Here is a 21,936-nt window from a genome sequence, read left to right as displayed (position 1 = left end):
ATGAAACAATCAAAAAAAGTATTCAAAGAAAATCTTAGGAAATTAGATAAGGATTTATTTGAAAAAATAAATGCACTTTTAAAAGAAAACGGAATTCATGATGCAGAAGTAACGAGTCTAAAAATTAAAAATACTAATCTTCAAGCGTTGACCTGCCCTCCTGGTAAGATTTTGTATTGTTGGACAGATATAAATGGGAGAGAATACTGTAGATGTGTATAATTAGCTTGCTTAACATGTATGTAAAAAATTGGAGAAGTAGCTCTAAAATCAAAATCTTTTCCACTGTCTTTGTGTCAAAGAGTTCCTTTTTCTTCTGCAAATGAAAATAGCTGATTCAATATTTCTACTCTAGTAGAATTTGATTTTTCATACGCAATTTATAGAGTCAAAAAATGGTTATTTAGAAATAGGAATAATTTGGGATTTTTAATATCGATAATTGACGTTATTGCGGTTATAGCAATTCGATTGTTAGGCAACAATGAAGCATTTCCAGAAATGACATGGAGTAATATTTTATCTCCGAGTCTGCTTTTATACCATGATATTCACAGGCAACCTATTACATTATTTCTTGGCAACCAAAAAGAAGCAGGTTTAGTTAAAATAGAAGATATTAAAGCAATTATAGGAAGCAGATAAAATAGATTTATCATTGGTCAACCTATGATATTCCAATGTTTAAATTATTAAGAAGATAGTAAGCTTATAGATAAATGAGAATAGAGTCTGTTAATTAAACTGTGTTAGTAAAATTAGGATCTGTCGATCAATAATAAAACATTTGCTCTGTTATTGACATTAAAGATTCCAGGATCATTACTAAGTCATAAATCGATAATAATAATTTAAATATTATATCCTCTCCCCCCCCCTCATACCACCTCCAACCTCTCCCCACCAAATCGCTCAAATTCCCTAGTTTCAACGATGGTTTTTATCCGAACAATGGTTTCAAAAATTTCTTCAAAGGTGTTGTAAAGAGGTGCAATACCCAAGCGGATGTTGTTGGGTGGGCGAAAGTCGGGTATGATTACGGGTGAATCGTTAGTGGGTTCTATCATGGCTCGGTTTATTCGGTATCCTTCTGGGTGTTGGATGGAAATGTGGGAACCTCGTTCTTTGGAATTGGTGGGCGAAGCAATTGTAAATCCAATAGGAGTCAGTAGATTTTCGATCAATTCTATCAAATAGTTGGTTTGAGAGACACTTTTCTCTCTCAAATTCTTCATGCCCGCTTCGAGTGTGATGTCTATGCCTGACGCTATGGCTGCCAGTGAAAGTACCGAAGGTGTGCCGGCTGAGAAACGCTGAATATCAGCTTTGGCCTCGTAATTTAAGGTAAAATCAAATGGCTTTTGGTGACTAAACCATCCCCAAATAGGATTCATCAGTTTAGCTTGGAGGTCTTTTCGCACATATAAAAATGCAGGAGCCCCTGGGCCACCGTTGAGATATTTGTATGTACAGCCTACGGCCATGTCTGCACCAGATTCATTGAGATTAACCTCCACAGCACCAGCAGAATGACTCAAGTCCCACAAAACCAAGGCACCTTTTTTATGGGCCAAGTGGTTAATTTTGTGCATGTCATACATATAAGCACTTTTGAAAACCACGTGGGAAAGTGTTAATAAAGCCGTTTCGTTATCTAAAGCATTAGAAATGGCTTCATCTGAAATTCGCTGTTCGTCGGCACTTTGAATTATAGTAAGCGAATGATTTTTAAACTGTTGCTCAATCAAACCTTGTAAAACATAAATATCCGTCGGGAAATTGAGTGAGTCGGTGATGATTCTGGTTTTGGACTCTTGGTTTTTAAGTGCCGCAAAAGCCAACTTATAGAAATTGATGGAGGTACTATCGCCAACAAATATCTCATCTGCTTGGGCTCCAACTACCTGGGCTATTTTGGCTGCAACCTTGCTGGGAAGCTCCATCCAATGCTCATTCCAACTTCTGATCAGACGTTTTCCCCACTGATTTTGAGTTATTTCCGAGATAAGGCTAACGGTTTTTTTGGGTAATCTTCCGAGTGAATTTCCGTCTAAATATATTTCCTCTCCAATTTCGAATTGATCTCTAAAGTGTGCGAGCTGATCCTTTTTATCTAGTTCTAAGGCTTTTTGCTGTAATTCGTCTTGGTTCATGGCTTAACTTTCTTCAGGAGTTCGGGTACTATTTTTTCTGTCCAAAGCTGATACATTTTTCCAGAAGGATGCAAACCATCTTCTGCAATAAGAGAAGGGTCATTGATGGCTTGGCGAGAAATGGGTGTGATGTCCACAAAAAGAATTCCCCTTTTCTCGGTTTCTTCTTTTTTTATGGCATTGAATAAGTCTATTTGTTCGGATATTGACTTTTTAGGACTATTTCTGCCAAAAGGCGTTACTCCCCAGTCAGGAATGGAAACAACAAAAACATAGTGTGGTCGATTCCCTGAAAATTGAATAGCGGTTTCTAATAAATCAACGTATTGTTTTCTAAATTCTTCCACACTTCGGCCCCTATATTGGTTATTTACGCCAATCAATAAAGAAACCCAATCATACTTTTTGGTGATATTTTCTGAAACAATTTTTGCTTTTAACTCATCGGTGGTCCAACCCGTTTTGGCGATTATTTGCGGTTGTGAAACCGCAATACCATTTGAAGTTAAACTTTTGGCCAATTGCACCGGCCATCTTTGATCCTCGGTGACACTTTCACCAATCGTATAACTATCTCCTAAGGCTAAATATGATAAACCGTTCGACATGGTATTGTTTTGATTATCTATCTCTTGCGAGGTGCTCTCACATGAATAAAAGAATAAAATTATAATTAAAAAGATAGGTTTCATCTACGTTGATTTTGTCTTTGAAAGAAACGAATATACTTATCAACATGGATCAAACCGTATGGTTATTTCTTTTTTTATAAAATTCAATTAGGATATAAAGTACAGACAAAACCGCCAGAAAAACGACTAAACTGGTGATTTCTTTCATCGCCAAATTAGATAAAAACCATAGGATGGAAATAGCTGCCGAGACAGGAATACCCACTCCGAAGGGTAATCTAAAGCCTATTGACTTGTCGGTTTCCTGCAATCGGAGTTTGATAGTTGCTGCTACGACACCGAAGTATACCACAAGAAGTGATGCACTGGCTATTATGGCTAATTGCTTAAAGCCACCAGAAAGTGAAAAGACCAAATCTAAGATTGCATAAGTAATAATGGCAACATAAGGGGTTGCAAATTTCGGGTGAACCTTGGCCATTATTTTTGGCATCCAACCTTTATTTGCTCCTGCAAAAATAACCCTAGGATAAGACAAAACCGAACCACTTAAAGCAGCAAACATAGAGAAAACCGCACCTGCAATCATCAAAGTTGAGCCAAAAGAGCCGATTACTTTGTTTGCTACAGCTGCCAAGGGTGCCTCTTTAAAATTAACCAAATCTGCTCCAAGTACCCCCTGAGAGACAGTCTGTATTAAAACATAAAACAAAACCACTGCACCCATACCCGAAAGTATGCCCAGTGGAACAACTTTTTGCGGATTTTTTAGCTCACCACTTACGTTTAATGAAGCTTCACCTCCTGCAAAAGCAAAAAATAGCAATATTGAGGCCTCACCCAATTTTGAGATTGTAGGCAGCGAATGCCACTTTAAATTGTCGATAGAAGTGCCCATAAAACCTGCGATAATGAGGATAGTCAATGGTACCAACTTGATAAGCGTATTAATCTTTACCATATTATCGCCATGTTTAACCCCTAAAATATTGACGAAAGTAAAAAATCCAAAAACTAACAAAAAGAAGATTGCCCTGAAAAGTATTTCAGATAAAAAAGGTAAATAAATACTGAGCATATCGGCCATGGCGTTGGCTATGGCGGCGTCGGCCAAGATTCCTACAAACCAAAACATGGTATTGGCCAAAAAACCTGCGTAAGGCCCAAAAGCGGCGTGGATATAAGCATATGCACCTCCTGTAGATGTAATTTTGCTGCCAATTTCTGAAAAACAGAGCATGATGAGCATCATTAAGAAACCGCAAAAAAGGTATGCTAAAATGCTTGTTTCGCCCAAAAAACTGGCCACAAAGGCAGGTAAAACGAAAATTCCGGCACCGATGGTACGGTTGAGCGTATTGGCTGCTAGTCCTAAAACCCCGATTTCGCGGCGAAGGCCTTCATGATTTGTTGATGACATCTATTTTGTTTGAAGTTTTAAATACGAAAGTCTAATTACTCCCATATTCAAAACTAAGCTTTTTGTGGAGAAGAAAAAAGTAACCTGTAAGTTTTTAAGATTTCTATTAAATTTAAATAAATAAGGTTTAATCTAAGATAGAAAGAGAGTTAAAGCTATTGAAAGCTACGCTCGATATTAAATCCATTTTTATCCAATTAAATCAAAAATCTTGCTTGAAAAATTTACGCACTCAGGCCAATTTTTGTAACGACTCCTCAATCGCTTTAATCTTTGCGTCCGCATCTTCCAGCTTATCTCTTTCTCTCTGTACCAATTCAGGTGCTGCGTTAGCTACAAATCTCTCGTTAGCGAGCTTAGCTTCAACTGATTTCTTAAAACCTTGGGTATATTCGAGGTCTTTTTTGAGATTTTCTATTTCTGCTGCGACATCCAAATTTTCGCCCAAATCAATGCCAAATTCATCGCCTTTTATTACCAAACTTATGCCTTTGACAGAAGAACTAACAAAAGTAATTTCTGAAAGATTGGCCATTTTTTTCATCAAACCCTCCAAATGAGCGTATTTGCTAGCATCTTGGGTATTTATGCTCAAAGGCAAGGCCTCTTTTGGCGACATTTGTTTTGACTGGCGGGTGTTACGAACCCATGAAACCAACTCAAACAAGATTTCGAAATCAGCCAATATTTTTCTATCTACCTCTCCTACTTTCGGGAATTCTTGAATACAAATAGAATCATTCTCCTTTCTCTCTTGAATATTTTGCCAAATTTCTTCAGAAATGAAAGGTGTCCAAGGATGCACCAAACGCATCAATTCCTCGAAGAATCCCAATGTAGCATCGTAGGTTTCTTGGTCTATCGGCAAACTTTGTCCATCCACATAAGCAGGCTTTATCATTTCGAGATACTGCGAACAGAAGTCGTTCCAAATCAAATTGTAAGTCACCAAAAGTGCATCTGACATACGGAATTTGTCGTAGTGGTCGAGGGCTTCTGCTATGGCAACGATGAGCTTTGCTCTAAACCAGTCTACCGCAACCTTATTTCCTTGACTTTCATGAGGGGTTCCCTGAACGGAATCGATTTGCTGGCTGAGTGTTCCCTGAGCGGAGTCGGTTTGGTGGCTGAGCGTTCCCTGAGCGGAGTCGATTTGGTGGCTGAGCGTCCCCTGAGCGGAGTCGAAGGGAGAAGCCACATTCCATCCCTTCACCAATCTAAATGCATTCCACATTTTGTTGGAGAAGTTTCGGCCTTGTTCTACTAATTTTTCATCATAAGGTAAGTCGTTGCCTGCTGGTGAACTAAAAAGCATTCCTGTTCGCACACCGTCGGCACCAAATTTATCTATCAAATCCAAAGGATCAGGCGAATTGCCCAAAGATTTGGACATTTTTCGGCCTTGTTTGTCTCTTACGATTCCTGTTAAGTAAACATTTTTGAACGGAAATGTGCCTTTATATTCATATCCTGCAATAATCATTCTTGCAACCCAAAAGAAAAGAATTTCTGGGGCAGTTACTAAGTCATTGGTCGGGTAATAATAGTTGATGTCTTCATTATTTGGGTCTTTGAAACCATCAAAAACCGAAATTGGCCACAACCATGAACTAAACCATGTATCCAATACGTCTTCGTCCTGCGTGAAATCTGATGCTGATACCGTTTTATTGTGCTTGGTATTTGCTATTTCAACTGCATCCTCAACTGACTTGGCTACGATGCAAGTGCCATCGGCCAGATAATAGGCAGGAATACGATGTCCCCACCAAAGTTGACGACTGATACACCAGTCGCGAACGTTTTCCATCCAGTGGTTATAAGTATTTTTGAATTTTGGCGGAATGAGCTGAATGGTGTCGTTCATTACGTTTCCGTGGGCAGGCTTGCTCAATCGTTCCATTTTCAAAAACCACTGCAAAGAGATCTTCGGCTCAATTACAGCTCCCGTTCTTTCTGATGTTCCCACATTGGATTTGTATTCTTCTACTTTCACCAAATTGCCAGATTCTTCCAGCATTTTGATAATCATTTTACGAGCCACAAATCTGTCTTCACCAACTAGAATCTGGGCTTTTTCGTTGAGTTTACCGTCATCCGTTAAGATATCAATTACCTCTAATTTATGCTTCTCGCCCAAAGCAAAGTCGTTTTGATCGTGGGCAGGTGTAACTTTCAAACAGCCAGTTCCAAACTCCATCTCCACATATTCGTCCGCAATGATTGTGATTTCTCTATTTATTAAAGGAATCCTTACTTTTTTGCCAATCAAATTTATATATCGTTCGTCTTCTGGATGCACACATATAGCTGAATCAGCCATAATGGTTTCAGGACGGGTGGTAGCTATTATAACCTCAGCATCATCGCCGATATATTTGATATGCACCAATTTTGATGGCATTTCTTTGGTAATTACCTCTTCATCTGAAACGGTAGTTTTGGCCTGAGGGTCCCAGTTTACCATGCGGTATCCTCTGTAAATGTCGCCTTTTTGGTGTAAATCCACGAAAACATCTATTACGGCATCGTACAGGCTTTCTTCCATTGTGAATCGTGTTCTATCCCAATCGCACGAAGCACCCAGTTTCCGCAATTGTTTCAGGATAATTCCACCGTATTTTTCGGTCCATTCCCAGCAATATTTCAAGAATTCATCTCTCGTCAAATCTGCTTTGTTGATGCCTTGTTCTTTGAGCATGGCCACCACTTTGGCTTCCGTGGCTATCGAAGCGTGGTCTGTTCCAGGAACCCAACAAGCTTCCTTTCCTTCCATACGTGCCTTGCGAATGAGTACGTCCTGAATAGTATTGTTGAGCATATGCCCCATATGCAGAACGCCCGTTACGTTGGGCGGCGGAATGACTATCGTGTAAGGCTCTTTGTCTTTGTTAGGTGTGGACTTGAAGAATTTATTTTTCTCCCAATAGACATACCATTTGTCTTCTATTTCCTTGGGAACGTATGTTTTCGAAATTTCCATTTGCTGATTTCTTTGAACCAAATTTTATATTTTGCAAAAATAAGGAATAAGTGGCAGAAAATTATCTTGGTTATGGCAGTTTGGTAGAAATCTGAAGATAGGGTTTTGTATAAAATTTAAGTTTGTAAGTTGTCAAAGTTGAGCGAGAGAAGTAATTAAAGCCATACACTTAGGATGTAGGAAAATCTACAAACCTTTCAAAAATGCCCAAAATCATTTTTTAAGCCTTAGAAAACCTTACTTTTGCATAAAAATCAAGCTTTTAAAGAATACAGCTATTGTTTAGGAAATTCTCTTCCATATTGTTTTTAGGTTTACTGCTCCTCCATGTTGCAGGTTTTACGCTTTTAACTTTTTGGAACAATTGGGAGTCAGAAAATAATATTGAACTAAATCATCAAATTGAAATAAAAGGAGATAGTCTGATTTACAAATATCCCATTTCATTGCCTTATAGTAATAATTTCCAAAATCATTTTCCTGAAGCTCAAACGGCTATTTATAATGGCAAATTCTACCAAACAATAAAAGTGGAATACCGCAACGATACGCTAATAACTTGCTATATACAAGCAAATTATACCCGAGAAAATGTATTAACAATAGTTAAAGATTTCAGTGACAGTTTGACGTTGGATTTGTCGAAAGAAAAAGAAAATTCTTCTCGAAAAACACTTGAATTTTTTAAGAAAATCACCAGCGACTATTTTGCCCAAAATTTAGTTTTGAAAAATTGGTTTTGGATAGATTTTACAACCATTGATCACTTTTACTTTTCCACAACCTATCTAATACCCCAACTAAAAGTTACTCAACTGCCCCCTATTTTGAAAGGTTAATATCGTATTTATTGGTGGCAAATCATTTCAAATTGATTTGGCACAGAATGTGATTTATTCCTAAAAAGCTCAAAATCAAAACTTAATAATGAAACCAATATATTTTTCTTTATTGGGTTTGGTGGTCTGTATCCATACTTTTGGACAAACTTTACCAGACTCCTCAAAAATATTAAACCTCAATGCCTTAAACGTATCTGAACAAAAATACAAGTTCAATGCCCTTTCGTTGCCAAATACCAAAGGAACTTATCTATATTCTGGTAAAAAAACTGAAGTTATCAATGTTTTGGGTCTAGATGCCAACATTGCTGAGAAAACTCCGAGACAGATTTTTGCTAAAGTACCAGGCATTTTTGTTTATGACATGGATGGTTCAGGCAACCAAATCAACATTTCGACTCGCGGCCTAGACCCACATCGTGGATGGGAATTTAATATCAGAAAAGACGGTGTAATAACCAATACCGACATCTATGGTTATCCTGCTAGCCATTATTCCATGCCGATGGAGGCAGTCCAAAATATAGAAATAATAAGAGGAACTGGCTCATTACAATACGGGGCTCAATTTGGAGGAATGTTGAATTATGTCAGTAAAACTGGCGATTCTACAAAAAAAATTACGCTTGAATGTACTAACAGCATAGGTTCATTTGGTCTTTTAAGTACTTATAATGCGATTGGAGGTCAAATAGGCAAAGTGAATTATTATGCCTATTATAGTAAGAGAGTTTCCGACGGATTTAGAAATAATTCAAAAAGCGACTATGAAGCAATGTCTGCGGTAATTCAGTACCAAATTTCAAAAAAATTTGAGGCCAAATTTGATTTTTCAAAATCGAAATATATTTTCCAATTGGCGGGTCCAGTAAAAGATAGTATGTTTTATACAAATCCAAAAATGGCTACCCGAGCAAGAAATTTCTACAGCCCTGACATTTATGTACCCTCAATTAGTCTAAATTATAAGCTATCTGAAAAAACTAAAATGTCGTTTGTAAGCTCTGCTATTTTTGGAAGTAGAAATAGTGTAATGTTTGACAAAACCGCAGATGTGGTAGATAGGATTGACTCCAAAACTCTTCAATACGCTAACAGACAGGTAGATATTGACAACTACCAAAGTTTTACCAATGAGCTAAGAATGTTGCATTTTTATAACATTGGACAAGTGAAATCCATTTTGGTAGGTGGTGTACAATATATGAACAACGACCTCCATCGACGTCAGCAAGGCAAAGGCACCACAGCCTCTGATTATGATCTGAGCATAGAAGGAACCTGGGGTAGAGACCTACATTTAAAAACACAGAACTTGGCAGTTTTCTTTGAAAACCATCTTACTTTTGGCAAAAACCTATCTTTGAACCCCGGCTTTAGGATTGAATCTGGAGAGTCGATTATGAGTGGTACAATAAGTTATTATGATTCAAGCAAGTTTCCTGATGTTATCGAACACAAATTTCCTCTCCTCGGAATCAGCGGGGAATATAAATTAGGTTTGAATCAAAAGCTTTACTCAGGTTTTTCACAAGCCTACCGCCCAGTTATTTTTAAAGATATAATTCCAGGCTCGGTTTTTGAAAAATCTGACGATAACCTCAAAGATGCCTTTGGTTATAATTTTGAAGCTGGATATAGAGCCGAATTTGAGAATTTGAAAGTAGAATTTACTTATTTTCAGTTGCTTTACAAAAACAGATTAGGCACTTTGGCTCAAACCGATGAGAACGGCAATTTCCAGATATTTAGAACCAACATTGGCACTTCTTTCACCAAAGGCTTAGAAAGTTTTGTAGAGTATTATGGTAAATTTAACCCGCAATTGAATTTTTCTATTTTTACTTCAACTGCATTAATGGATGCTAAATATCTACGGGCATCAGCAAGATTGGGAGAGAAAAATATTGACATTACGGGGAATGACGTAGAAAGTACACCTAAAGTAATTTCAAGAAACGGTCTTACGATAAGATACAAAAAAGTAAGTTTGACCTCACTCTACAGTTTTACTGCAAAAAGCTTTGCCGATGCACTTAATACAGAAAAAGCAACTTCAAATGGGAGCATAGGCATAGTGCCTGCTTATGGAATAATGGACTTTAACGCCACAGTGAGAATATCAAAAATGATATTGCTGAAAGCTAATCTAAATAATGCTTTGAATAAAATGTATTTTACAAAACGCCCACAGTTTTATCCTGGACCAGGTATTTGGGCATCAGATGGTAGAGGATTTAGCGTAAGCGTTTCTACAAAATTATAAATAAATTACGTCCTGAAATAATGTGTTTTTAGGAATTAAAAACCTTTTATCATCATTTCAGGACGCAATAAATCTTCATTAATTACTCCACAAAAATTGTTCCTGAAGAAGCTGACATTGTTACCTCAGTTCCACCGCCATTCACTTTACCTTTAACTCTTCCTGAGTCTAAGTTTGAAGACACTTTGGAAAGTTTGTCACTTTTTATTCTGTTGCCTCTAATATCTAAATCCATGCCTTCAGAAAAAGGAATATTGGCATGAATATTACCCGCACTGGTACTTAAATTTAACACCTTACCCAATTTTACGATGTCAGCATCTATTCCGCCACCTGATGTTCTGGCTACTACATCGCCACTTATTTGGTTCAAATCTATACTTCCACCTGAAGTAGATACATCTAAGCTACCTTTAATTTCATCTGATTTTATGCCTCCACCACTTGTGTGAGCCTTTATAGTTCCTTTTAGTTGGCTAAGTTCAATTCCACCACCCGAAGTTGACAGGTTGATATTTCCTTTTGAGCTTTTTGCCGTAATTCCGCCACCGCTGGTTTTCATGCTTATCAATCCATCACATTCTTGCATTTTTATTCCTCCTCCGCTAGTTTTTCCATCTACTTTTCCTTTAAGTTTCGAAACCGTAATTCCACCACCACTGGTTCTGAAATTTAAGTCTCCTTCAAGATTATCCAGCGTTATTCCGCCACCTGCTGTAGCCAAATTGACATCAATTTTCGATGGTGAATAAACCTCAAAACCAATAGAAAGTTTTTGTCTTTTCATTTCAGGATCTTTCGGTTTTGCAAGACAAACTATTGAACCGTCTTTGTATTCCATTTCGAGAATATAGTTTTTCAGTTCTTCCTCAATTTCACTTTTAGAAGCGGTTTTGTTCCAATTGTTGGTATTAATAAACACCTTAACCTCAGCGTCTTTACTGGCTGTTCCGAATACTTTAATACCACCACCAGAAGTATTTACTTTAACGCTTTGAATGTTTACGCCTGTGAATTTCTTAACTGCAAAAGGCTCTTTGGTTTGTGCCATACAAAAGCTTATGGCCAAGCTCAAGAAAATGATAATGTGATACTTTTTCATATTTATAATTTAGTTTTTCTTGAAAGATGCATTTTTGAGTTAAAGGTTGCACGGTAATTTATTTGAAAAAAAAATTAGAGAATCATAAATTTTGTAGGTTTGTCAAATATTTTATCAAACAGACCAACGCCAACCATGAACAATGGCATAGAACTAGAAAACATATACGCAGCGGCTTCAAGACTTAAAAATGTGGCCTTAAAAACCCCCTTGATGTTTAATCAAAACCTCTCGGAAAGATATCAAGCCAATATTTATCTCAAAAGGGAAGATTTGCAAGTGGTGCGGTCGTACAAAATAAGAGGGGCATATAACAAAATGGCATCCATGTCAGCGGAAGACTTGGCCAAAGGCGTGGTGTGTGCGAGTGCTGGAAATCACGCTCAAGGGGTGGCCTATGCCTGTAGAAAAATGGGTGTAAAGGGTAATATTTTTATGCCAACAACTACTCCGGCTCAAAAAATCAAGCAAGTAAAAATGTTTGGAAAGGAATGGGTTGAGGTGATACTTACAGGTGATACTTATGATGATTCGTTCGATGCTGCTCAAATATATGTCAAAGAAAACGGCGGAATTTTTGTTCATCCATTTGACGATTTGCAAGTAATAGAAGGCCAAGGCACAGTAGGATTAGAAATATTTAAAGACGCTGATTTTAAAATCGATTACCTACTTTTTGCGATTGGAGGTGGTGGCTTAGCTGCAGGCGTAAGTACGGTTTTCAAGAATTTAAGTCCAAAAACCAAACTTATTGGTGTTGAGCCTCTTGGTTCTCCAACAATGAAGGTTTCAATAGACAATGGAAAAGTAACGCCACTAGAGCATATAGATAAGTTTGTCGACGGAGCTGCTGTAAAAAAAGCAGGTGCCTTGACTTATGAAATCGTAAAAGATAAACTGGACGAAATATTGCTCATTCCCGAAGGCAAAGTTTGCTCAACGATTTTGCAGCTTTACAACGAAGAAGCCATAGTAGCTGAGCCAGCAGGTGCTTTGAGTGTGTCAGCTTTAGATATTATAAAAGACAAAATAAAAGGCAAAAACGTAGTTTGTATAATCGGTGGAGGCAATAACGACATTACCCGCACGGAAGAGATAAAAGAACGTTCTTTGCTTTTTGAGGGCTTAAAGCACTATTTTATTATAAAGTTTTTGCAAAGATCAGGGGCAATGAAAGAATTCTTGGAATTTGTTTTGGGACCGACTGTCGACATCGTTTTTTTTGAGTATTCAAAGAAAACCTCAAGGGAAAGAGGGCCAGCCTTGGTTGGGATTGAGTTGTCGAAGCAAGAGGAATTCCCTGCACTCATCGAGCGTCTTGAAAAATCTAATGTGCAGTTTACCTACATCAACGACAAACCTGATCTATTTGAGTTTTTGATTTGAGCGAAATGTTTTTACTCCAATAGAGAAAGAATATCTTTTTCTGAAAGTGACTTCATAAATCCTTCTTCAGCCGTTATGAGGTCGTTAAAGAGTTGTTTTTTTGTATTTTGCAAATCCAGAATTTTCTCTTCTACGGTATTTTTTGTGATAAATTTATAACTAAAAACAGTGTTTGTCTGACCAATTCGGTGGGCTCTGTCCACTGCTTGGGCTTCTATGGCTGGGTTCCACCATGGGTCTAGCATAAACACATATTCGGCAGCGGTAAGGTTTAGACCAACTCCTCCCGCTTTTAGCGATATCAAAAACACTTTCTCACGCTCTTCGTTTTGGAATTTCTCCACCAACTCCATACGATTTTTTGTGGAACCATCGAGATACAAATATGGTATATTTTGCTGATCCAACTTTTTTGCTATTAACGAAAGATGTTTTACAAACTGACTAAATACCAACGTTTTATAGCCTTCTTTTACTACGTCTAATAACTTGTGCATCACGTCTCGATCTTTGCCCGAATCACCCGTATAATGCTCGTCTACCATCAAAGGGTTATTGGCCAATTGACGGAGTTTTGTAAGGCCTTGTAACACCAAAATGCTCGATTTCTTAATGCCACCAGTTCCCACTTCGCTCAAGAGTTGATTACGAATAAAGGCCTTGGTTTCCTCATAAATTTTCTCCTGCTCTTCAGACATTTGGCAGTATTGAATAGTCTCTATTTTCTCAGGTAAATCTTTGGCTACTTGTTTTTTATGCCTACGAAGCATAAATGGTTTTATTCTTGCAAATAGCTTTTGAAGCGTTTCTTCATCTTTTTGTTTTTCTATCAGATTCTGAAAATTATCTCTAAAATAAGACATGGATCCCAACAATCCTGGATTGATAAAACTCATCTGCGACCACAAATCCATGGTGCTATTTTCAAGCGGAGTACCAGTCAAAATAAGTCTATTTTCAGTATTCAGCTGTATAACAGACCTGAAAATCAAAGAACTAGGGTTTTTTATGGCTTGAGATTCATCCAAGATGGCATAGTTAAATCTATAATTTTTCAGGAAATCAATATCCAATCTTAGCACACCATATGAACAAATAATAAGGTCATAAAACTTGAAAGCTCCAGCATCCTTGTGTCTATTTTGCCCAAAATGAATCAAGATTTTCATTTTGGGAGTAAACTTACTGGCTTCTTTTTGCCAATTATAAATCAGCGAGGTCGGCATTACCAGAATACTCGGACTTTCGGGCTTATCCTCCTTTATTTTTTGTAAAAAAGCAAGTGTAGTAACTGTTTTTCCAAGGCCCATGTCGTCGGCCAAACACCCACCAAACTTGAAGTTTTTCAAGAAATGCAACCAGTCATAACCAGCTCTCTGATAAGGCCTTAGACTGCCCTTAAAGTGTTTCGGAAGTTCTATTTCTTCTATTTCTTCAAAGTTTTTAAGGCCTTGCAGTTTTCGATTCATCACCGTTACGGCCAAGCCGTCTTCTTCCAAATAGTTTATAATACCAACATGGTGTTTTTTTAGGCGACCCTGTCCTTCATCTTCAACTTCCAGATTTTCAAACAATTCAGAGTACTTATTAAACCATTCTGTAGGTATCATCGCCATTTGTCCGTTGGGCAACTCAAACTCCCTTATGTTGTTAAGAATATAATTTCGGAGTTTTACAAACGGAATTTTGTACTCGCCAAACTGCACCAAAGCTTTTATATCAAACCAATCCCGGTTTTCCTCAATTTGGATTTCGAGTTTTGAATAGCCCAAGAAATATTTCACGGCATTCTCTGTATTCTGCTTAATTTCAATCTCAGATTCTTGAAGATTTATTGCGTTTTTCTGGATCCACTCGATAGCCTCACTTTTTGGTTTGGCTATTCTTCCATTTCTTAAATCAAGATTTAAGTTTTTAATGAAAAGTATTATTTCCTTTTCTTTTTCTAAGTTCTTTTTGATTTTATGAAAAATCCAAGACTCTTCTTTTTTCTCTAGAAAAACATAAGCAGGAGCACTAAAGTTGTCGTATTTAAAGTTGTATTTGCCATATTGGAACGAAAGTTCAAGGTAAAATTTACTTTCCTCATCATTATTAGAATGGCTATTTTTGTCAAACAAATTGGCTACTATTTTCTGAGATTTTATTTCAGAAACCAATAATTGAGCCTTCACTTCCTGTTTTTCCTGAACAATCTCAAAACCCTTAGCAAAGACATTAAAGTTGGCCACCAAGGGCACTATAAATTTCTGATAATAAGTATCTTCTATTTTTTTTGGAATAATGATATTGGGCTTATTCAGAAAAGGTTTTAATTTTCTACCATCAGCAAAATTATCAAAAATATAAAGCTTGGTGTCTATCAACATGCACGCTGGTAAGTCGTTGATGATATAGGCATTTTTAAACTGAAACCTTACCTTTTCTTCACCACATTTAATGATCGGATAATACACCGTTTGGTCTTCTTGTCTGTCAAAATGAAAATACGCCTTGGCGGGTTCTTTCATGATTTCTATTTCCTTCCATGTAGCCACACCATCGCTTCCCATCACGAAAAGATGCTTCTTCTTTATTCGAGAAAATATCTCTTTTTTATAGTTTTCAAGATACGAAAAGATGGAATCTCGCAATAATTTATCGCCCTTTTCTGGATGAAATGTCTTCTTGAAAAAATCTTCCGCTGATATTTTTTTGGTATTGAATTTCTTCAAAATCACATCTTGCTGAATACTATCAGTAAGTTTAACCAATTCAAAATCGTCTTCTTCAAGGCCAATCGCAAAATCAGAAATATTTTTTGATGAAATGTTCTGTGTTTGAAAAGTTACTTCTCCTCGTGCATTGAGCTGCACCACGTACGATTCTAACAGAAAACCGAGGTACTCGTGTTCATAAAGACTATATATAATTTTAAAAGGCTCTGTTGGCGATACAATCATTAGTACAATTTCAAAAAAGGGAATCAAATGTAATGGATTGGTAGTTGAAGACAAAAAAAACCTTCTGAAACATATCCACAATGCCCACGGATTATTGGTTTACAGTATTTATTAGTAAGCAAATCAAAAAAATATCTTAATTTTGCGAATATTATTCAAAAAAATAAACCGAAAACTAACCAATATTATGGCATACGGATTACTTAAAGGTAAGAAAGGTATCATATCAGGTGCTTTAGACGAAAATTCTATCGCATGGAAAGTGGCATTAAAAGCTAAAGAAGAAGGAGCAATATTTACACTCACAAACGCACCTATTGCTATGAGAATGGGTGAAATAAACAAATTGGCAGAAATTTGTGAGGCAGAAATAATCCCAGCAGATGCTACAAGCGTGGAAGATATCGAGAATCTTTATGCTAAGTCAATGGACGTTTTGGGAGGTAAAGTTGATTTCGTTTTGCACTCCATAGGCATGTCACCAAACGTACGTAAAGGCAGAGCTTACGGTGACTTAAATTATGACTATTACAAACAAAGTGTAGATATTTCGGCGATGTCTTTTCATAAATTTTTGCAAACTGCCGAAAAGATGGATGCCATCAATGAGTGGGGTTCAGTAGTAGCTTTGACCTATATGGCAGCTCAGAGAACTTTCTCTTTTTATAGCGATATGGCAGATGCCAAGGCTATGTTGGAGTCGATAGCAAGAAGCTATGGCTACAGATACGGAAAGTTGAAGAATGTGAGAGTAAATACAGTATCGCAGTCGCCAACTAAAACACGTGCAGGTGGTGGAATTGCTGGATTTGACTCATTCTATGAATTCGCTGAGAAAATGTCTCCATTGGGTAATGCTTCGGCTGATGCTTGTGCGGATTATGTTTTGACATTATTTTCTGACTTCACAAAAATGGTGACTATGCAGAATCTTTTCCACGATGGTGGTTACTCTATGACTGGGGTATCTGCTGAATTGTTGGAAATGATAAAGCCCGCCGAATAAGAAAGAACAATTTTTTGTTGTTATATTTGAACACCTGACCTCCTCAGGTGTTTTTTTTTGTTTTAAAAAGAAATACAATGACCAAAATAGCAACACTCACCTTAAACCCTGCAGTAGATAAAAACACAAAGTTTGAAGGATTAGTGGCAGAACACAAAATCAGATGCGAGCAACCAATTTATGATGCTGGAGGTGGTGGAATCAATGTTTCTAAGGCCATAAAACGATTGGGAGGTGAATCTACCGCGTTTTTTCCTGTGGGCGGACCTATTGGCGATTTATTGAAATCTTTAATAAAAAAAGAAAGCGTTACATTAGAAACAATAGAATCAAAAGCTTGGACTAGAGAAAATTTTATTGCAGTAGATATCACAACAAACGCCCAATATCGGTTCGGAATGCCCAGTCCTGAATTGACAGTTGAAGAGTTTGAGAATATCTTAGAGAAAGTTAAATATTATAACCCTGAAATATTGGTGGTGAGCGGAAGCTTGCCAGAGAATCTGTCCTCCCTAATCTTTAAGCGGATTTCTGAAGTATTTGGAGAAAAGAAACCCAAAATCGTAGTAGATACTTCAGGCGATGCATTGAAACAGGCACTAGAGAATGGAACGCACTTAATAAAACCCAACCACAAAGAATTAGCAAAACTACTAGGATTGGAAAAAATAGAGCCTAATCAAGTAGAGCATGCGGCCAAAACTTTGATAGATAAGTACGATTGTGAAATTGTGGTAGTTTCCATGGGGCCAGACGGAGCTATGCTTTATAATAAAGGCAGAACACACTTTGTAGCAGCACCCAAAGTAGAAAAGAAAAGTACCGTAGGTGCAGGCGACAGCATGGTAGGCGGCATGGTGTGGGCTTTAAGCCAAAGTTTACCCCTCGAAGATGTTCTTAAATGGGGCGTGGCTTGTGGTTCAGCTGCTACTATGAATGAGGGAACGCAGTTGTTTAAAAAAGATGATGCTGAAAGATTATTTGATTCCCTATAATTTGAATATTTAAAGACATAAAACTAGATGAAAAACCTCCTAATAAGTTTAGTATTGGCCATGACATTTACAAACTCAGCTGCCCAATCTCTCCGTCCAAACTATCACTATACCCCACCCAATAACTGGGTGAATGACCCGAATGGATTGGTTTTTCTCGACGGCGAATACCATTTATTTTATCAATACAATCCATTTGGTGATAAATGGGGACACATGAGTTGGGGCCATGCTGTGAGCAAAGATTTGCAAAAATGGGAAACGTTGCCGCTCGCATTACCTGAAATTCAAAACCTTGACGGAAGTACTACCATGATATTTTCGGGATGTGTGGTGGTGGATAGTTTTAATACCTCAGGATTTTTTGCCAAAGGATTTAAGAAAGGCTTGGTGGCAATTTTTACCTCACATGTATCTAAACCTGGACAAGATTTGGCTCAGCATCAAAGCCTTGCTTATAGTTCTGACAAAGGCCGCACTTGGAAATACTTTGACAAAAATCCAGTCTTGGATATTGGACTCACGAATTTCAGAGACCCAAATGTAATTTGGTTTCCCTCAGAGAACAAATGGATAATGAGCGTGGTAAAACCTTTGGAATATATAGTCCAGTTTTATTCTTCTAAGGATTTGAAAAAATGGACTTTTATGAGTGAATTTGGCAAGCAAGGCGACACGACCAAAATCTGGGAATGTCCCTCGCTTGTAAGGGTACCAGTGGAGAACACTAATTTATCCAAATGGGTGTTGATGCTCTCCAGCGGACACCGACAAGCTGGGTATTTGGCCATGCAATATTTTGTTGGAGATTTTGACGGCAAAAATTTCAAATCTCAAAAACAAAACGATGTATATTATTTAGACGAAGGAAAGGATTTTTATGCCGCTATTCCTTTCTATAATTTACCCAAAACGCAGAAAAATCCAATAATTATCGGCTGGACCAACGACTGGGAATACGCCAATGACATACCAGCGAATGATGGATATCGAGGTGGTTTTTCGGTCGCCAGAAAACTAGCATTGTATAATTCAGGCTCTGGGTTTAAACTAAAGCAGCAACCTATTATTAACTCAAAAATCAAAACAGAAACTTTAACTCTGTCCAAAAAATATGTGCTAAATTCAAAATTTGGAGAAAAAACTCAAAATTCTTACAGATTAAATTTGGAAATTGATCTAAACACTTCACAAGGTTTTGACTTAAAAATGTTGAAGTACGATAATCAATACTTGCTTTTGAGCTACGACATTTCATCCAATTTGCTCACATTAGACCGAACAAAATCTGGCAAAGTGGATTTTAACAAACGATTTTCAAGTATTGAATCAGTAAAAGTCTCTCCAAAAAACAATAAGTTATACTTAGATATTTTGGTTGATAAATCTGTTGTGGAAGTCTATGTTAATTCTGGCGAAAAAGTATTAACAGAGCTTGTTTTTCCAGAAAAATTAGAAACATCAGAAGTTTTCAATTTTAAATGAAGTTGTTTTTTGAATTCTTGAAAATTACAATGTGATATTTTTTAGGTCAAATATTGATATATCTCATTATTTACTTATTTTATTTTCTCTTGATTTGAGTAAACAAAACAAGATTAAAAATGGAAACTCAAACCTACTTTTTCGACCTTCACGAAGACCATGTTGAATGGTTAAAAGCTTTGGATTTTTATCAAGATGAAATTGTTATATTTAAAAACAGACTGGCAGAAGTCAGTGAGAAAAATACCAATTTGGAAGTAAAAAAACTTGTAGAAAAATTTCAAAACAAGTTTATCATTCAAAAAAATGAAATAGACTTGCTTAAACATTATATTAAGCATTCAGAGCAAGAAATGGAGATTGAAATAAAGAAAAATCCAGTGGCCATTGATCACCGAAAAACTACTGAAGACTTGAGTCTTAGAGACAGAGTAAAAATGTTTGTAAAACTTTTTGGCGAACTAAAAGAAGAGTTTAATGACTTTGTAGGTCGAAATTTATAATTGAATTTAAGGCTGCTCTAAAGGGTGGCCTTAAAAATTTTTTAAGGTATATATACAAAATGCTTTTTTATTTTTATCCTACAAAAATTAACCTATTTTTCATTTCATTTTAAACCTTACGCCATAATTAATTCCAAAGGTCCTTGGTTTAAAACTCAAATTCTGGTCGCTTGAAACGCCAGAAATTAAAGCATGCTGAAAAGTAGTCCCCATGTTGGCTTCCCAAGATTTATTAATATTGTAGTTTAATCTTAAACCACCCATTCCGCTGACATTCAATAAATTGAAAGCAGAGTTTGCTGCTGTAAGATTAGAACTTCTTGTGTTTTCAGAATCAGACTTCCCAAAAACAAACAAATCCCCACTAATACCACCTAGAGCCTCTACATCCAAATTTTTAACGATAGGTAGACTGTAGTTTAGTAAAAGAGGTACGTTGAAATAATTGTAAAGCTGCTTATTTGTAGCATTTACCGATAAAACAGTTTGTGTATTATTGGCTTGTTTGTCTAAATAATTTGACTGAAAATAGCTATTTACTTCTCCAGTAGTTTCGTCTATTGCATACACATTGGTACTTAAAAAAGCACTCGCTTGCATGTATCTCAACCCACTTTCAACGCCAATTCTTTTTTTAAGTTTTTTACCAAATGAAAAGCCGAAATTCAAAGCCGTACCGTTTTTAAAGCTGTTTTCTGGCAAACCGTTTGGCAACAAGCTAGCAACATTCCCTTGTGAACTAGGACTTGAAGGAGACATAGAAAAATCAGTATTTTTAGTAACAAAAGCAGCGTCATTTCTTGCTGAACTGAGAGCTTCACCGGTGAATCCCGTATTTTCAAAATTTGGATTAAATGGAGCCACTCCAGAGCTTAAACCAAACCATAATTTATCTTTCGGCGTTTTTACTTCTGCTACCGCATCTTCAAAATCAACACTTATATGAGAGCGAAAAGGTTGAAATCTATTCGCAAAATCCCTAAATCCTTTCTGTTTAATTTTACTGATTTCTGATTTCTGATTTTCATTAAGTGTGTTATAACGCTTCTCTTCCTCATTTTGTGATGCAACCTTGAAAAGCTCACTACCTGCCGGATTTATCAAAGCAATACTTCCATTTCGTTCACCAATAAAATTTGAATTTTTACTACCGGCAAGTAAATTTGAATTTCTTCCAACCTCACGCTGTCTTTCATGACCCAACGTGTTTAAAGTAGCTAAATCATTATTTTTAAGACCCAGAGAACCCTTATTTTGTGTGTCAATGATAAGTTGTTTTTCCTTATTTATTTTTATTTCAGTTGAAGAAGCCAAATTGTCTTTCTCTGTATTTACATTATGATTACCAACTAGTTGTATTGTTTTTTCAGACGATTTATTATTGTTTACAAATAGCACTGTAAGACCTAAAACCAAAGCAGCGGCAATACCCGACATTAATGCTGGATTCTTCCACCACAAAAAAGCCACTCTTTTCTTTTTCTTCTGATCAAGTTCTTTTTCGATATTTTCCCAAACAAAATCGGGAGGCGGCACTGAGGCGTCCTTCATGGCCTCTTTCCACTGATTTTCGAAATTTTTGAATTCTGATTCCATTGATTTAATTGGCTTTGGCCAGTCTAATATTTTCTTTGTCTATTTTTTCCATTAAAAGCATTCTCGCTCTCGAAAACTGAGATTTTGAAGTTCCTTCTGTAATATTCAACAATTCTGCAATTTCTTGATGTTTAAATCCTTCTATGGCATATAAGTTAAAAACCGCCCTACATCCTTCCGGAAGCTCATTTATTAGCCCCAACAAAGTTTCCATTTGGAGGTTTTCTAAACCCAAATTCCCAGGACTCTTATCCAATTCTCCATGATAATCAACGATGTCAATCGAGGGCATTTGTCCACGCTTTTGAATAGCCTTCAAAGCCGTATTTATCACAATTCTCTTCAACCAAGCTTCCAATGGACAATCGAAACGGAAAGCGTTTAAGTTTTTAAAAATCTTAATAAATGCGTCTTGTAAAACATCTTGGGCTTCATCTCGGCTTTTCATATATCTGAGCGATACGGCAAAGAGTTTCCCAGCAAATTGTTCATACAATTGCCGCTGAGCCACCCGCTCCTCACGAATGCAGGCCTCCACTACAAGTTTATCGTTTGACATATTTTACAAAAGGCAGAATACCGACATATGAGTATTCAAAAGGGTACAAGAATGATTCCAATAACG

The 21,936-nt window shown here is 36.9% G+C and carries 16 protein-coding genes; 8 read left to right on the top strand and 8 right to left on the bottom strand.

Annotated features, from left to right (window positions below; all coding sequences use genetic code 11):
- On the top strand, window positions 1-222 hold the full coding sequence (locus EGI24_RS18040) for a hypothetical protein (protein WP_255049952.1): 222 nt from the start codon (window positions 1-3) through the stop codon (window positions 220-222).
- Window positions 223-878: 656 nt separating this feature from the next.
- On the opposite strand, the gene kynU is transcribed toward EGI24_RS18040, so the two are convergent.
- From kynU to EGI24_RS18020, 4 genes are all read right to left on the bottom strand, one after another.
- Entirely contained in the window at window positions 879-2,153 is a 1,275-nt protein-coding gene (gene kynU, locus EGI24_RS18035) for a kynureninase (RefSeq protein ID WP_255049951.1), read from the bottom strand.
- A complete protein-coding gene (locus tag EGI24_RS18030; protein ID WP_255049950.1) occupies window positions 2,150-2,761 on the bottom strand; it encodes an SGNH/GDSL hydrolase family protein in 612 nt (203 codons plus the stop codon). The genes kynU and EGI24_RS18030 overlap by 4 nt, the downstream gene beginning before the upstream one ends.
- Window positions 2,762-2,894: 133 nt before the next feature.
- The gene (locus tag EGI24_RS18025; RefSeq protein WP_255049949.1) at window positions 2,895-4,205 is read right to left on the bottom strand and encodes an APC family permease; all 1,311 of its coding nucleotides are present in this window, start codon (window positions 4,203-4,205) and stop codon (window positions 2,895-2,897) included.
- Between the two features lie 232 nt (window positions 4,206-4,437).
- Window positions 4,438-7,188 carry a valine--tRNA ligase gene (locus EGI24_RS18020; RefSeq protein WP_255049948.1) on the bottom strand — a complete coding sequence of 917 codons (2,751 nt, stop codon included), beginning with the start codon at window positions 7,186-7,188 and terminating at the stop codon, window positions 4,438-4,440.
- Window positions 7,189-7,466: 278 nt separating this feature from the next.
- Between EGI24_RS18020 and EGI24_RS18015 the strand changes: the two genes are divergently transcribed.
- Window positions 7,467-8,027 carry a hypothetical protein gene (locus EGI24_RS18015; RefSeq protein WP_255049946.1) on the top strand — a complete coding sequence of 187 codons (561 nt, stop codon included), beginning with the start codon at window positions 7,467-7,469 and terminating at the stop codon, window positions 8,025-8,027.
- 88 nt (window positions 8,028-8,115) lie between these two features.
- Window positions 8,116-10,296: a TonB-dependent receptor domain-containing protein gene (locus tag EGI24_RS18010; RefSeq protein ID WP_255049945.1), complete on the top strand. Its 2,181-nt coding sequence runs from the start codon at window positions 8,116-8,118 to the stop codon at window positions 10,294-10,296.
- An 82-nt stretch (window positions 10,297-10,378) separates the two neighbouring features.
- On the opposite strand, the gene EGI24_RS18005 is transcribed toward EGI24_RS18010, so the two are convergent.
- The gene (locus tag EGI24_RS18005) at window positions 10,379-11,398 is read right to left on the bottom strand and encodes a DUF4097 domain-containing protein (RefSeq protein ID WP_255049944.1); all 1,020 of its coding nucleotides are present in this window, start codon (window positions 11,396-11,398) and stop codon (window positions 10,379-10,381) included.
- A gap of 135 nt (window positions 11,399-11,533) precedes the next feature.
- Here EGI24_RS18005 and ilvA point away from each other — a divergent pair, with 135 nt between their 5' ends.
- Complete coding sequence (ilvA, locus tag EGI24_RS18000) at window positions 11,534-12,784, top strand: threonine ammonia-lyase (protein ID WP_255050023.1); 1,251 nt, start codon at window positions 11,534-11,536, stop codon at window positions 12,782-12,784.
- An 11-nt stretch (window positions 12,785-12,795) separates the two neighbouring features.
- Here ilvA and EGI24_RS17995 read toward each other — a convergent pair whose 3' ends face one another.
- Entirely contained in the window at window positions 12,796-15,726 is a 2,931-nt protein-coding gene (locus tag EGI24_RS17995) for a DEAD/DEAH box helicase (RefSeq protein WP_255049943.1), read from the bottom strand.
- A gap of 187 nt (window positions 15,727-15,913) precedes the next feature.
- On the opposite strand from EGI24_RS17995, the gene EGI24_RS17990 reads away from it, so the two are divergent.
- The 4 genes from EGI24_RS17990 to EGI24_RS17975 all read left to right on the top strand — a co-directional run bounded on the left by EGI24_RS17990 (window position 15,914) and on the right by EGI24_RS17975 (window position 19,715).
- The gene (locus tag EGI24_RS17990; protein ID WP_255049942.1) at window positions 15,914-16,732 is read left to right on the top strand and encodes an enoyl-ACP reductase; all 819 of its coding nucleotides are present in this window, start codon (window positions 15,914-15,916) and stop codon (window positions 16,730-16,732) included.
- 77 nt (window positions 16,733-16,809) lie between these two features.
- On the top strand, window positions 16,810-17,727 hold the full coding sequence (locus EGI24_RS17985) for a 1-phosphofructokinase family hexose kinase (protein ID WP_255049941.1): 918 nt from the start codon (window positions 16,810-16,812) through the stop codon (window positions 17,725-17,727).
- Window positions 17,728-17,754: 27 nt separating this feature from the next.
- Window positions 17,755-19,212, top strand: coding sequence for a glycoside hydrolase family 32 protein (locus tag EGI24_RS17980; protein ID WP_255049940.1), 1,458 nt, complete (start codon window positions 17,755-17,757; stop codon window positions 19,210-19,212).
- A gap of 119 nt (window positions 19,213-19,331) precedes the next feature.
- Window positions 19,332-19,715, top strand: coding sequence for a hypothetical protein (locus EGI24_RS17975; protein ID WP_255049939.1), 384 nt, complete (start codon window positions 19,332-19,334; stop codon window positions 19,713-19,715).
- Window positions 19,716-19,814: 99 nt separating this feature from the next.
- On the opposite strand, the gene EGI24_RS17970 is transcribed toward EGI24_RS17975, so the two are convergent.
- Both EGI24_RS17970 and EGI24_RS17965 read right to left on the bottom strand, forming a co-directional pair.
- Window positions 19,815-21,311 (bottom strand): hypothetical protein, encoded by a 1,497-nt coding sequence (locus EGI24_RS17970; RefSeq protein WP_255049938.1) that lies wholly within the window; start codon window positions 21,309-21,311, stop codon window positions 19,815-19,817.
- A 4-nt stretch (window positions 21,312-21,315) separates the two neighbouring features.
- Window positions 21,316-21,870, bottom strand: coding sequence for an RNA polymerase sigma factor (locus tag EGI24_RS17965; RefSeq protein ID WP_255049937.1), 555 nt, complete (start codon window positions 21,868-21,870; stop codon window positions 21,316-21,318).
- Window positions 21,871-21,936: the final 66 nt, after the last annotated feature.

This window comes from Lacihabitans sp. CS3-21, from assembly GCF_024343675.1.
In the GTDB taxonomy this organism is placed as follows: domain Bacteria; phylum Bacteroidota; class Bacteroidia; order Cytophagales; family Spirosomataceae; genus Leadbetterella.
The sequence above is the reverse complement of the archived record's forward strand: the minus strand, read 5'-3'. Positions and strand labels throughout refer to the sequence as shown.